Origin of the sequence: uncultured Gimesia sp., from assembly GCF_937919775.1 — a bacterium.
GTDB lineage: Bacteria > Planctomycetota > Planctomycetia > Planctomycetales > Planctomycetaceae > Gimesia.
In genome coordinates this window covers 1-13,525 of sequence record NZ_CALFPF010000448.1, presented here as the reverse complement: position 1 = coordinate 13,525, position 13,525 = coordinate 1, and the positions used below count along the sequence as shown (strand labels likewise).

Here is a 13,525-nt window from a genome sequence, read left to right as displayed (position 1 = left end):
GTATAAGCATATAAGTGAAAATACCTACAATCTAATTGATCTTATATAGTTGTTGTCCCTTAACGGCGAATCTGTGCTGTTTACTACCCGGTTGATCAAGTAACATAGTTGCCAACTCAAGCAGGCCCGAGTTGACTTCTATTTGGTCAACCGGGTCTGTTTGTTTAGGGAATCGGTCATTTTTTTCTTCCCAGTTTCATATTTGAAACCCCATTCGAATTTTAAGGAAGATGAAAAAATGAATACCATTATTTACCGGAGCGTTTGTAATTATATAAAGATTCCGTATCATATTAAATTACAGCGACAGGATGTTTCACTTTCCTGCAACTCACGCGCTCTGTTTGCGCCAGTCTGGTAAGGGCCTGATCTCGCTATTGTAATGACGTGCAATTGATTTGTTGATTCATTTGGCAATCTGTCGTTGTTAACTTCATTTCTTAAAAATACGTAGAGTGACTATGCAATCCCCACACCGACCAAGTTTATTACGAAAAATGAACGTTCGTAAGGTTTTGGAAGTGATCCAGGGCCAGGGAACTTTAACACGCGCTGATGTAATGCGGAGTTCTGGAATCAGCGCCCCGACTGTGTCAAAAGCTGTCAGCGCGTTACTGGACGCCGGGTTGCTGGAAGAACGGGAGACAGCCGAGTTTTCTGTCGGGCGTCCTGGAAAACTGCTGCAGCTTCCGCGGTTTAGTGCGCAGGTTATCGGCGTGGTTCTGGAGTGGGATTACTGCTCCGTTGTCGCTTCGGGGCTGGATGGTCATTTACACGAAGATAAGTTAGATCGTTTCAAGACTCCAAAAACCTATTCGGAATTAATCGAAACGATTTCTAAAAAAATTCTCAATCTGGTTGAGAAGCAGAAAATACCTGCTTTGGGAGTAGGAATTACGGTTCCCGGTCTGGTCAACAGTAATGATGGCTGCATTTTTCTGGCGTCGAATCTGCATATTGTTGACGGTCAGGCTCCCGCCACCGATATTGCGAGTCGAACCAATCTGGAATGTGTCCTTGTCCAGAAATCAACATCGTTGTGTCTGTCTGAAAAGACATATGGTGCAGGACAGGCGATGGATGATTTTATTAATCTGGATGTGACTTCCGGATTCGGGATGGGTGTTTTTACCGGAGGGCAGTTGCTGGATGGTCAACATGGTCTCGCCGGTGAGATTGCACATATCACTGTCGAACCCAAGGGGGGACGTGTTTGTGGTTGTGGAAATCAGGGATGCCTGGAAACCGTCGCGACTGATCTTGCTCTCACCCATTATGTTTCTCAACGACTCGGTAAGGATGTGAGTTTTGAGGAGATTCAAGAACTGGTCGAAAAGGGAGAACTCGATATTACGCCTGAGTTGGATCGGACCATCGAGTTTCTGGCAATTGGTGTGGCAGCGGCGATCAACATCTTTAATCCGTCGAATATATTTATTACCTCTCGACTGTTTGATCTGCGCGAAGATGTATTTGACAGGATGACAGAGCTGGCCAAGAGCCGGGCATTAAAACCTTCGGCAACGTCCTGTGAGATTGAGCGTTCCAAAGGGAATAAATATCTGGGAGCCGTGGCCGGGATTATTAATCATCTGGCCAACGGATTGGGTCCACGCCTGAGTTAGTCTGAATTCGGGTCGATTACGCTGTTTTAGAGCCACCTGATTCCATTGAGAACAGATGTCGCCAGGGTTTCGTGGGAAGCACCCCGGCGTTGGTTCAGAGAAGAAAGCAGGAATATGGCACCTTCTGCAGATGAGATCGCTCGTGAATACATTCAGGAGTCAATTCATTTACTCCAGCAGTCGGTTCACAAAATCGACCATTGCCTGAATCAGCTTGAGCCTGACCAGATCTGGTGGCGTCCGGAGCCGGGACTCAACAGTATTGGTAATTTGATTCTGCATCTGTGCGGCAACTTAAATCAATGGGCAGTCTGCGGCATTACCAGATCCACCAATGCGCGTCAGCGCGAGCAGGAATTCCGTTCGGATGTCCGGATTTCGCGGGATGATTTGCAGACGCTGCTGCATCGTACTGTCGAACAGGCTTGTCAGACGATCCAGTCCCTCTCGGCAGCTGCATTGCTGGAAAACCGTGAGATTCAGGGATTTTCTGTATCTGTACTCGGAGCCATTTCCCATACCGTGCCCCATTTTGTGGGACACACACATCAGATTATTTATCTTACCCGCCTGCAAAAAGGGGAACAGTATCAATTCGACTGGTCACCCGATTCCTGTCAACAGGGTGTTCCCATTTGATCGGAACAGTCAAAGTGCTGATTGCCTGCCTTGCCTGATAAGCATTTTTAATGCCTCACATTTCAAATCGGTGTCAGCTCCGCGTTGAATGTAAGCTGGTTACTCTGAACGCTTGTGATTTTTGCGACCACAATTTGAGCCAGGACTTTCGAAGTTTCGACAAGAACGACCTGTGTTTATTTTTTGCCCATATGGAAAACGCTACAATAATCGGCACGAGTGCGTCTGTTCCTTAATGAAGTTAGACAAAAGGCGTTGATGGTATGTCCCGCAAAGCAAGACGGTCTCAAAAGCAGTCTGGCAAAAAAACTGCGACTTCGCAGCAGGCAAAGGCGAAGCAATTTTTCGCCACTTCAGCAGGGGCAGACCTGCTCTCACTCCCGTTTCAGAGTCAGCACCGTTTGGCTTTCGAACTCTTTTTTTTGTCTCTGTTGCTGATCTGGTCGTTTCTTGTTTCCTGCTTTCCCTTAAGGAATATGGACATCTGGTGGCATTTGCGAACGGGGGAGTTGATTCTGGAGCGTGGCACGGTTCCTTATTTTGACTGGTTTACGTTTGTGGATTTTGATCGACCCTGGATCGATCTGCACTGGGGCTTTCAGCTTCTGGTGACCTGGTTGTATCGCTGGGGGGGCGTTGATTTATTAATTCTGACCAAGTCGTTCTGCCTGTCTCTGACCATCGGTTTTGCCTGGTATGCTTCCGGCAAATTTGTTCCACCGTGGTGGAAAGCGTTGTTGTGGATTTTGCCTGTGATCTGTATATCCGGTCGTTCGCTGGTTCGTCCGGAAATGTTGTCACTGGTTTATCTCTCCTGTTGGATGTATGTGCTGAGCCGCATTCCATCCCACCCGAAAATGATCTGGCTGATCCCGCTCATTACATTACTCTGGGTCAATAGTCATGCTCTGTTTGTGTTGGGGCTGGTGATCAGCGTTCTGTTTGTTACCGACCATCTGATTCGTGTCTGGGCGCAGGGACGGTATGGTTTGGAAATGCCATCCCCCGCGCTTTCGGGTATCACATTGATCAGAGTCGGCGTGCTTACGATTCTGGCCTGCTTTCTGAATCCTTATCTGGAACAGGGTTTTCTTTTTCCATTGACGCTGTATGAAAAATTTTCCGTCGATCAGGCGTTTTATTCCGTGAGGGTCGGAGAATTTCAGCCCCCTTTCGATTTCATTAAAAAACACGGTTTGAATAATCTGTATCTGTTCTCACAAGTCGTTCTGGCAGTCTTAACATTCGCCAGTTTTTTTCCGATACTGCTAAAAAAACGCGTGCATCCCTTTCGGATTCTGCTGTTCATTGCATTTACGCATCTGGCATGGAAGGCGTCGCGGAATACCGGGATTTTTTCGCTGATTGCAGGCATCATATTATGCGATAATGTCTCTGACTGGATTCGGTTAGCGGTTCCTCAAACGTCTGTTTCTGATTCTGGCGCAGGTCGAGACTATTCCACAGAGACACATCCTTTGTGGGGCAGGGCCATCATCGGGAAGGGGATTTCTGCTTGTGTTTTCCTGTTTCTCCTGGCCAGTATATTTGCCGGTGCGTGGAGCCGCTGGGGAGGGGAAGGGAAAGTTTTAGGCTTAGGCGAGCAGGAAGCGTGGTATGCGCACGGTGCTGCAAAATTTGCCGGTCAGCCCGGTATGCCCCAGCGTGCTTTTATCTCTAATATGGGGCAGGCGGCTGTTTATATCTTTCACAATGGGCCTGAAAGAAAAGTATTTTTTGATGGTCGTCTGGAAGTGAATACCAAAGAGACGTTTCAGTTATACGAACAAATCAAACAGCAGATGGCATTGGGGACGGGGGAGTGGGCTTATTTTCTGCAGGATGAAAAGGGGCAGCGTCCGGTTGTCATTCTGGATAGTCGCTATTCCCGTAACGAAATCCGGGGCATGGGGGGAAATCCGGGCTGGCGGCTGGTATTTGCGGATCAGGCAGCCGCGGTGTTTCTCGATACACAGACGGCTGATCGCTTACTGTTACCCGAGGTCGATCCCAGTCCGTTATTTCATCCGCCTGGCATGCAGGTTCGTCGATAAAGCGAGCCTGGATCGACTTGCTGTATTCGAATCGGTCGAAATTAAGAGTCCCCGGAGCGCTTTCGCTTGCAAATCAGTAACTCTCAGAGGACAGTAGATGGAATCAATTTGAGTTAGTATGCCTGTTTCTGATCGAAGCAGGCGATTCTTTTCGTATTCGAATATAGGGGAAACATCATGGGTTATTCTCTGATCAGAAAAAAACTGATCGGTGTGATGGCATTGGTTTTGCTTTCACAGACGCTCAATTTCGTAGAGGCGCAGGAAGCGCAACAACAGACACATAAGGCACCGCTGTCGAAGCTGGAGTTGGAGTCCGGCGATTCCATTGTTTTTCTGGGTGACAGTATCACACACCAGTGTCTTTACACGCAGTACGTGGAAGATTTTTTCTATACCAGATATCCCCAGATGCGATTGAAGTTTCATAATGCCGGTGTTGGCGGAGCCAAGGCCTGGGATGCACTCGCCCGGTTTGATCGCGATGTAGCCGCCTATAAACCAAAGTACGTGACGATTTTGCTGGGGATGAACGACGGGCAGTATCAGCCTTTCAATGAAACGATTTTCCAGACGTATTATAAAGATATGAAGGAATTGATTGCGAAAATTCAGGGAATTGGCGCGCAGCCGATTTTGATGACTCCGACGATGTTTGATGCACGAGCCGCTCGCTTGGGCAATCGCAAACGGGATCCGTCTGCGACAGAATTATACAATTCTGTGCTGGCTTACTATGGAACGTGGCTGCGTGAAGTAGCCGCTGAATCAGGCTTCGGTTTCGTTGACATGTACAGCCCGCTCAATAACATTACGCTGACGGCGCGGCAGAAGGATCCGACTTTTACCATCATCAAAGACGCGGTCCATCCGGATGCACCGGGGCAGGTTGTGATGGCCTACGCGTTGTTGTCTGACATGAATGTGAAACGGCAGGTTTCTCAAATTAGCATCAGTCAGAATGCCAAAGGTATGCCGGCAGCGGCTGCCAAAGGGGGCAAGCTGTCTGACCTGCAATATTCTGACGACGGTGTTTCATTCACATGGCTGGCAGATTGTCTACCCTGGGTCGTGCCCGAAGAAGCACAGCTGGGGGCAGAGTTGACCAAGCTGGGGCATCGGATGAGCCAGGAATCATTGTCGATTCATGGATTACCGGCAGGCAGTTATGAACTGTCGATTGATGGCACCGTGGTTGGGCAGTACAGCAATACGGCGTTAGCGCGGCATATTGAGTTACAGAGTAATGCGAAAACGCCTCAGTACCAGCAGGCGATGGAAGTGGCATTGCTGAATAAAGAGCGAAACAGCGGCCCGGTCCGGCAAAAACGCAACAGTTGGGGCCCGTTTCAGCAGTTTGCAAGGATCAATCGGGAATTAGATGCCCAGACTGAACAGAAAGATGAAACACAGGTAGCGAAGCTGAAACAGCTGGAAAAAAACCTGCAAAATCAGGAAACAACGATTCAGGAAAGCGAAGCTGCCGCGTTGGCGCTCGAAGATAAAATTTACGAGGTCAATCAGCCAGTGGCCCGTAAATATGTCTTGAAAAAAGTGGTTGCCCAGAAGAAGAAAAAATAATCATTCCAGGATCAACTGACTTGTCAGTAAGAAAAAAGCAGCCTGAGGTGAACTCACCCGGGCTGCTTTTTTTGTATCAAAATAATCTTTGTCAAAATCAGAGCAGAAACAAAATCGTCAGCATGATCGAGAGAGGCAACAGGAATACACAGCTATAGCCCATGTATCCAAAAAAGCTGGGCATGCGAATATTGTTCTTTTCAGCGATGGCTTTAACCATGAAGTTCGGACCGTTGCCAATATAGGTCATCGCTCCCATAAAGACGGATCCCAGGCTGATGGCAACCAGTGAAACTTCATTCACACCAGCGACGGCAGCTCCGTTGGTACCAGCTGCTTTAGCGGTTTCGAAAAAGACGACATAGGTTGGTGCATTGTCGAGGAAGCTGGAAAGCACGCCAGTGGCCCAGTAAAATTTCCAGGGAGAATCAATTCCCAGCGAGGCACCATTGACATTCAGAATTTGAACCGGTGTCTGCATGCAGATAAAGATGCCGACAAACAGCGCTGCCACTTCCAGAATGGCCTCGTAGTTGAAGGAATTCTGTACGCGAATACTTTTAGAAGTAGTTAAGAGGGAGATTCCCGCGAGTCCAAACATGCAGACTTCCCGGAAAAAATGAGGAGCATGCCAGTCTGTGCCGGGGAAAGGCTTGGAAGGGTCAAGTAGTGCGACGCAGAAAATAACCAGCAGCAACCAGAGAAAATTGAGCCCTCCTCTAAGTGCAAATGGCTCGATCATTTCCGGTGGTGCTTCAACTTTCGCTTTGTTTTCTTTTTTATAACGGATCGTATCGAACAGGAAATAAATCGCCAGCAGCGACACGTTCATGGCCATCCACATGGGCCAGAGTGAAAGGGTCCAGGTAAATGGAACTCCCCTGAGAAATCCCAGAAATAATGGTGGATCGCCGATGGGAAGCAGGCAGCCGCCAGTATTGCAAACTACAAAAATAAAGAAGATCACGGTATGTGCAACGTAGTCGCGTTTTTCGTTTGCTTTTAAGAGAGGCCGGATCAGTAACATGGCTGCGCCGGTGGTTCCAATAAAACTGGAAATTAAAGCACCGATGGCAATGATGCTCGTATTTAATGCCGGGCGACCTACCAGATTTCCATTAAAGGCAATCCCGCCACTGATGACATACAAGCTGAACAGCAGGGCGATAAATGGAATATATTCAACCAGTAACGCATTTTTGAGGACGACGATGGCGGCAGGAATTCCTGGTGCCGAAAGTTCATGCGTCCCGTGGTCAACCACACCATGCCCATACAGGAAGGTGTAGTAAAGTAATGTGATCAGGCCCAGACTGGCAGCGACGAGAAAGCGGTTCTTATTATGCTCCCACCATTCTTCCGTTTTATGGATCAAAGGCAGAAAAGCAATGCATAACAAGAGTGCGGCAAACGGAATTACACTATAAAAGGCAGGTGGTTCTGCATGTGTGTGATGATCGTCGTGCGGTACTTCCATTGTTGATACAAAATATGTTGCTTCCAGTTGCGTATATGTATCAGCGATTAAGTTCATCTCAATCGCCCTCCGTTATTTGGGGATTATTGTAAATGGGTTAAAATGCGAAAATCCGTTTTCGTGTAGGTTACCGTAAACTGAAGCTGCTTGTTTACAGCCTGCTGATAAAGTTGTGGATTATGGCATGATCTGAGATCGTGTACAATATCCAGCTCATGATGATTTCAGATTGTGTTTATGAATTTGCAAACTCGTTGCGTTTTTCTTCTATCGGAGCCGGACAGTTTTCGAATTCTGATAGATACTGTTTCACCAGTGCTGCGGTATGGGCACTATCCAGCAGTTCGAGAGTGATCAGAGTTTTACCGAGGGCGATAGGCGGCTCGATCTGCAAAGCCAGAAGATAGGCAATTTGTTCTTGAGTGAGTAGATTTTTCTGAATTGCAATTTCACCAAATCGATAGCCGTTTTCGTTCTGGAGATTCAGGATTTCAGCAACTTGCTCAGACGTCAATAATTTTTCGGCGACAGCAAGTTCGCCAATCTTGACCTGCTCCCCTTGTTTGGGGCATTTGAGAAGTACTTTGGAAATGGTAGGAATATCGAATATTTTTTTCGTGACCAGCCAGCGACTGAACCGGCTGCGTTTGATCAATTTCTGCAGTTCTTGATCTTCACTGGTGATGATGGAACGGACATGCAGCTGGTTTCTTCCCTTCTCTTTTGATTCGTACATTGCTTCATCTGCTTCAGCAATCAGACGTTCTGCGTAGCCTGTGATGTCACGAGGTGGAATGCCTACGACTGCTCCCAGGCTGGCTGTGACTGGTACGCGTTTTTCTTCAAACTCGATCACTTCATTTTCAATCAGCGTTCGCAGTCTTTCTGCCAGTTCCGCAATTCCAGTCTCTGAAGGATTGCTGACCATGATGACGAACTCTTCACCGCCGTAACGGCAGAAAACGTCAGAACGACGTGTGGATTCGCTGGCAACATGCGACACTCGCTGTAAAACCAGATCTCCAAACTGATGACCATAAGTATCATTCAGGTTTTTGAAACGATCAATGTCTGAAAAGATGATTCCAATCGGCTGTGCTGAGCGAGCACAGCGATGAATTTCTTTTTCAAAAGCTTCGTTGAAGTAAGTTCGGTTATAAGCTTTCGTCAGAGGATCGTGGATCGCCTTGCTTTGCAGCTGTTTATTTTCTGATTCCAGTTTGACTTTTTGTTCTTCGATGACCGCTTGACGTGCACAGGCCTGAGTTGAATCGACCTGGGCTTTCATTGTCAACTGGACTAATTGTTCGTTTGCGGTGGCCATGATTTCATAAGGCGATCCGATGTCATCCATATTGACTTGAAATACCTGCGCTGCTTCTTCAAATCGCGATTGGACATTTTCCAGAAACCCATGCAGATCATTATGAGGCATGTTATAGAATTCAGAAGTCAATTCCTGAAGACGATGTAACGCCAGGCCGCTATTGGGTGAACAGAAATAGTCACCGATTGATGCCGACGTGGCGATGATAATAATTAAGTTAAAGTTAGGATCGGATTCAATCGCTTTGAGTTGCTCGAACGTATCATGATGATGTTCAATCGCCGTTTTGAACTGCTCAGACATCTGCCAGCGTTCCATCATTTTGACGCCAACTTCAGTGTGATTGATTCCCAGAACCTCTGTTTCCACTTCAGAACTGTTTTTTTGTTGTGCTTCAGCCTGTTCCAGTACCGGTAACAGATCATTGGGAATAGATCGCAGCATTGCGAGATGACCAATGTCCTGGAGCAAACCGATCAGGAAACTATCGTATTTTAATTCATTTCCCAGCTTGCCGGCTAACAATTCAGCTGCCGCAGACTGGATAATCGACTGTTTCCAGTAAGAATCGAAGCGTGACTTGAGCGGGCCTTCCGTGATTGCTGATTCCGAAAGTGAAAAGCTCAAAGCCAGCGAGGTGACCACCATCGTTCCCAACAGGGGCACGGCTCTCTCAATACCTTTACACTCAGATCTTAATCCAAAAAATGAGGAATTACTGGCTTTCAGGATTTTGGCTGTGATTGCAGGGTCAGCCTTGATCGTCTCGATGACCTCCCTGATATCTGTATCAGGATTTTTCGAAAGATCCAACAACCTTACAGCGACGGCAGGTAAGGTTGGTAATTGATCTGAAGACCAAATTTTTTCAGGAGAAATCATTATCAAACACCTTTGTGGTAATGCACGTCAATGAAAACGCGATCATTTTCAAACTACAAATCTCTCTGGATGGCTCTACATATTTTTTGAAGCTTATTCAAAATCAGGCAAGGCAAAATCTGTCACTGCATGCCTGATTTGTTTTATGCGTTGGTTGTGACCCAACGTTCCAGTTTGCTTTTCAAACTGTCCGGTGTAAATGGCTTTACAAGATAGTCTGAAACGCCAGCCTGAATTGCGGTTACTACACGAGCACGTTCTGCTTCGGTGGTAATCATGATCACAGGGATGTCTTTGTTCCGTTGGCGAATTTCTTTCAGGAGCTGAAGACCATCCATATTGGGCATGTTCCAGTCACTCAGGACAATATCGAATGTGCCACCCTGGAATAACTCCAGTGCCTGAACTCCATCTTCCGCTTCAGTCACATCTTCGATACCCAGTTTCGACAAACACCGCTTCTGGATTGTTCTCATTGTTCCTGAGTCATCAACAAGTAAAACTTTCATTGGAATGGCCTTTATTTTTAAGTCATTAAGTCGTTCAAAAACAAGATTTAGTTAGATCGGTGTCTTATCGATCAGAAAATCCGGCTTCAATCGTGAAGGTCCCGATTTCTGAATCAAACGCAATACAAATTGGTGAGACATTTGAAGGGTAATGTACGGTATGCCCTTTTCCGGTAATAATATTTGGAATGCTGATCGAAGCTTCCAGATGTTCAAGCTGGGCTTTTGCTGATCCAGCAATCATATTCGCTAATTCACAAACGGCATCGCAGACTTCATCATTGATTTCGTCCGTTGAGATTCCGACGAGGCGATCTAAAATTCCAATGCCTACGCTTTTTGATAAACTGAGAACGAGAGTTCCAGCTGCTTTTCCCGAAATTCCGATCACTGCACTTAATTCGTGTTCTGGAATATGATCTGATTTTAAGCTCAAACCGGTACGTTTTGGCGTACATCCCAGCATCATTTCAAAAACTGAAATTGTTGAGCTGATGATAGGATTCACAAATTCTGCAGTGAGCGCCGATTTACCTGTTGTGGTTGACGTCATTATCAAGTTCCTGTTTCCTGGGAATCATTCAATTTTTTATAAATCGTTTTTTAGGTATTTCGAGTAAGTCTTGCTGACTTTTTTGAAGTCCAATGTTGATGACTGAAATCAACACCTTTTAATTGAATCGCAATGTGCAGTTTCAAGTAATTGTGCACTTAGAACATAGATCACGAAAAATTACATGAACCAAAATATCAACACGATACTCACAAGAAATATTGCTCAGCTGCTGGACCGTTTCCAAGTATTCCGACTGTGCGGAATATAGTGGAGGGGTTGCTCTGCAGTAATACAGTCAAATACCTCCCTATACACATGCGAGCTGAAGTTAGGGAGGCAAATCGGTGGTTGGACAAATCGAATATGAAACTTCGACGATTGTTTGGGAAGTGGTACCTTCTGATACTGAAGCGACTTAGGTCAAAATAAAGGACAAAATTGATAAATGGCTCTTATAGTCCTGTTATTGGTTTTGACTTGATACAACTTTTGATGTCAGCAAAAACGTGGAAAGTAAAGAGGTATCTACCTCAAAAAATCTGAGTTTGCTGTTGAGTCGTCGGATAAAAATAGTGTATCATAAGTACACGAGAGTTGTTTATAGAGAAAGATACCTATGTTTTTGAGTCTCAAATATTAGGGGAAAAGCTCATATTATCATTTTAACAATGAACTATTCAACATTTCTTACAAGTTCATAGGTCAGGTCGAGAAACTCGTTCAGTTCTATACTTCTCTGTGCTGATATAATTATAGTTGCCTTGTCATATCGTAAAAGCGCTTGAGTCAATGGCACAATCCTTTCCGCAAAACCATCTTGAGTTTGCTCATGATGTCAGAAAAACATGTCACGATTTAAATAATTTTTTGATGATCTTGCAGTGCCAGCATGAGTACTTGGGGGCATTACCATCCGCAGAGATTGAGTCGGAGTTAGCTGGTGTACTAACAGAGTTAGGCCCTCTTGTAGAGGCGACTGCCAAAGATGTGCATGAACTCTCTAAAAAATGCAGAGAAATCTTGGAAGGAGGTCAGTAAGAAAAACAAATTGAAGACAAATACAGAATGTAGATGGAACCGTTAGTGAATTGATATCTATAAATTCTAGTCATTAAAATTATCCGGGGGCCTGCCATGCTTACTTCCACTGATCTGATACGTGTCGTAATCGTAGACGACCACATGATGCTTGTTGATTCCTTAGTTTCACGGTTTCAGAGAGACTCCGGAATCGAAGTCGTGGGAACAGCGACGAATGCGGATGAAGGATTAGCTCTGATACTCGAGACTGAACCCGATGTTGTAATCCTGGACGTTGAATTGCCAGGTCGAGGATCCTTTGATATTGGCGAAGAAATTTCGACAAGATTAAAAAATACAAAAATGCTTTTCCTTACAGGCTATCTCTCTGATATTTTCATCGAACTGGCATTAAGGGTGCATGCGGTTGGCTATCTGTTAAAAGGAGAGCCGATTGAGTCTTTGATTCACGCGATCAAAAAAGTAGCCCGCGGGGAGTATTGTTTTTCACAGTCCGTGCAGGAACGGCTTGTCTTCGATCACAAAAAGAACCGCTACTTAATTCATTCAGAAAGCATGCTGGCTTCGCTGACTTCACGGCAGATTGAAGTGCTCAGGCATCTCGCGCGCGGAAAAAGTGTCAAGGAAGTCGCGCGTTCCATGCACCTTTCTGAAAAGTCAATCGACAGTCACAAATACCGCATCATGCATAAACTGGGGATTCATGATCGAGTCGAATTGGCACGTTATTCCATTCGTGAAGGGCTGACTCTGCCATAAGTCTGCGATTTTTTACACTCAGGAACAGATCGGCCCGCGCTGTTGAATCAAACGATTGATCGATTCGATTTGTGAAGGGGAAAGTTCGAAGTTTATGACTTCCGCATTCTCTTTGATCTGCTCAGGCCGTTTTGCTCCGCATAACGCACATGTAATTCCCGTCTGTTGAATCGTCCAGCGTATTACCACCTGGGCGATGGTATGATTCCATTCTTCTGCCAAAATCCGCAGTTCGTCCAGGAAGTCCTGGTTTTTATTCCATTCTTCGCCGTGAAACATCGGGTACTTCTGTCTGCCGTCTTCAGGGGCAAATTGATGATCGCGCGGAAGTTTTCCGGCCAGTAACCCTTTCATGAGCGGCCAATAGACCATTACCGAAACCTGATTCTCAATGCACCAGGGCAGGCGGTCTGCTTCGATATCACGCTGCAGCATATTGTAGCGCGGCTGATAAGCAGAGATCGGACAGACAGCCGCAAACTCCTGAAGCTGTTCCAGATTGAAATTGGAAACACCCACAGAGAGAATTTTCCCCGCATCCAATAATTCTTTAAATGCGCCCGCGGATTCACTGACGGGAATTTCAGGATCGGGTCCGTGCAGATAATAAAGCTCCACTCGGTCCGTGTTTAATCGTTGTAGACTTTCATCGCATTCCTGCTTGATTCTGGCCGGTGATGCATCACGCACCTGCTTCCTGTCGGCCCAGTGGATGCCTCCCTTGGTGGCGATGACAAGCTGATCTCGTTTATCACCTAAGGCTCTGGCGATCAGCCGCTCGCTTTCTCCTTCGTAACCGTAGCAATAGGCGGTGTCGAAAAAGTTGATCCCTGAATCGAAGGCCGCTTTTAATGTGGCCAGACTTGCCTGTTCGGTCACTTCAACACTGGTTACTCCGGAAATCGGCCAGCAGCCCATCGCGATGGGGGTGATCTGGATTTTCGTGTTTCCAATATTTCGCAAGGGAGACATGCAATCTGTTCCTTTTTGATACCGGCCAGGAAGAAACGTCATACCACTGATGGATGGTGATTCAGGACGGAATTATTTAAGATACCAACTCGATAAGTTACTT

The 13,525-nt window shown here is 46.2% G+C and carries 10 protein-coding genes; 5 read left to right on the top strand and 5 right to left on the bottom strand.

The window, feature by feature from the left end; all coding sequences use genetic code 11:
• The first annotated feature begins 461 nt into the window (after positions 1 to 461).
• The 4 genes from Q0294_RS12720 (at position 462) to Q0294_RS12705 (ending at position 5,899) form a co-directional block, all read left to right on the top strand.
• Positions 462 to 1,625, top strand: coding sequence for an ROK family transcriptional regulator (locus Q0294_RS12720; protein WP_366917972.1), 1,164 nt, complete (start codon positions 462 to 464; stop codon positions 1,623 to 1,625).
• A gap of 114 nt (positions 1,626 to 1,739) precedes the next feature.
• Positions 1,740 to 2,264 carry a DUF1572 family protein gene (locus Q0294_RS12715; RefSeq protein ID WP_299465767.1) on the top strand — a complete coding sequence of 175 codons (525 nt, stop codon included), beginning with the start codon at positions 1,740 to 1,742 and terminating at the stop codon, positions 2,262 to 2,264.
• A gap of 263 nt (positions 2,265 to 2,527) precedes the next feature.
• Complete coding sequence (locus tag Q0294_RS12710) at positions 2,528 to 4,318, top strand: hypothetical protein (RefSeq protein WP_299465764.1); 1,791 nt, start codon at positions 2,528 to 2,530, stop codon at positions 4,316 to 4,318.
• Positions 4,319 to 4,495: 177 nt separating this feature from the next.
• A complete protein-coding gene (locus Q0294_RS12705; protein ID WP_299465761.1) occupies positions 4,496 to 5,899 on the top strand; it encodes an SGNH/GDSL hydrolase family protein in 1,404 nt (467 codons plus the stop codon).
• Between the two features lie 97 nt (positions 5,900 to 5,996).
• Here the strand turns inward: Q0294_RS12705 and Q0294_RS12700 are convergent, their stop codons facing one another.
• From Q0294_RS12700 to Q0294_RS12685, 4 genes are all read right to left on the bottom strand, one after another.
• Positions 5,997 to 7,433 carry a sodium:proton antiporter gene (locus Q0294_RS12700; RefSeq protein ID WP_299465758.1) on the bottom strand — a complete coding sequence of 479 codons (1,437 nt, stop codon included), beginning with the start codon at positions 7,431 to 7,433 and terminating at the stop codon, positions 5,997 to 5,999.
• Between the two features lie 178 nt (positions 7,434 to 7,611).
• Positions 7,612 to 9,585, bottom strand: coding sequence for an HDOD domain-containing protein (locus Q0294_RS12695; protein ID WP_299465755.1), 1,974 nt, complete (start codon positions 9,583 to 9,585; stop codon positions 7,612 to 7,614).
• Positions 9,586 to 9,728: 143 nt separating this feature from the next.
• Positions 9,729 to 10,094 carry a response regulator gene (locus Q0294_RS12690; protein WP_299465752.1) on the bottom strand — a complete coding sequence of 122 codons (366 nt, stop codon included), beginning with the start codon at positions 10,092 to 10,094 and terminating at the stop codon, positions 9,729 to 9,731.
• Positions 10,095 to 10,158: 64 nt separating this feature from the next.
• Entirely contained in the window at positions 10,159 to 10,647 is a 489-nt protein-coding gene (locus tag Q0294_RS12685; RefSeq protein WP_299465749.1) for a chemotaxis protein CheX, read from the bottom strand.
• Positions 10,648 to 11,784: 1,137 nt separating this feature from the next.
• Between Q0294_RS12685 and Q0294_RS12680 the strand changes: the two genes are divergently transcribed.
• Positions 11,785 to 12,450 carry a response regulator transcription factor gene (locus Q0294_RS12680; RefSeq protein ID WP_299465746.1) on the top strand — a complete coding sequence of 222 codons (666 nt, stop codon included), beginning with the start codon at positions 11,785 to 11,787 and terminating at the stop codon, positions 12,448 to 12,450.
• Positions 12,451 to 12,468: 18 nt separating this feature from the next.
• Here Q0294_RS12680 and Q0294_RS12675 read toward each other — a convergent pair whose 3' ends face one another.
• Positions 12,469 to 13,422, bottom strand: coding sequence for an aldo/keto reductase (locus Q0294_RS12675; RefSeq protein ID WP_299465743.1), 954 nt, complete (start codon positions 13,420 to 13,422; stop codon positions 12,469 to 12,471).
• Between the last annotated feature and the right edge of the window lie 103 nt (positions 13,423 to 13,525).

Bases quoted from the DNA above. Each gene is read 5' to 3' on its own strand.
- Q0294_RS12720 (WP_366917972.1), top strand. From the start codon at position 462: ATGCAATCCCCACACCGACCAAGTTTATTACGAAAAATGAACGTTCGT.
- Q0294_RS12715 (WP_299465767.1), top strand. From the start codon at position 1,740: ATGGCACCTTCTGCAGATGAGATCGCTCGTGAATACATTCAGGAGTCA.
- Q0294_RS12710 (WP_299465764.1), top strand. From the start codon at position 2,528: ATGTCCCGCAAAGCAAGACGGTCTCAAAAGCAGTCTGGCAAAAAAACT.
- Q0294_RS12705 (WP_299465761.1), top strand. From the start codon at position 4,496: ATGGGTTATTCTCTGATCAGAAAAAAACTGATCGGTGTGATGGCATTG.
- Q0294_RS12700 (WP_299465758.1), bottom strand. From the start codon at position 7,433: ATGAACTTAATCGCTGATACATATACGCAACTGGAAGCAACATATTTT.
- Q0294_RS12695 (WP_299465755.1), bottom strand. From the start codon at position 9,585: ATGATTTCTCCTGAAAAAATTTGGTCTTCAGATCAATTACCAACCTTA.
- Q0294_RS12690 (WP_299465752.1), bottom strand. From the start codon at position 10,094: ATGAAAGTTTTACTTGTTGATGACTCAGGAACAATGAGAACAATCCAG.
- Q0294_RS12685 (WP_299465749.1), bottom strand. From the start codon at position 10,647: ATGACGTCAACCACAACAGGTAAATCGGCGCTCACTGCAGAATTTGTG.
- Q0294_RS12680 (WP_299465746.1), top strand. From the start codon at position 11,785: ATGCTTACTTCCACTGATCTGATACGTGTCGTAATCGTAGACGACCAC.
- Q0294_RS12675 (WP_299465743.1), bottom strand. From the start codon at position 13,422: ATGTCTCCCTTGCGAAATATTGGAAACACGAAAATCCAGATCACCCCC.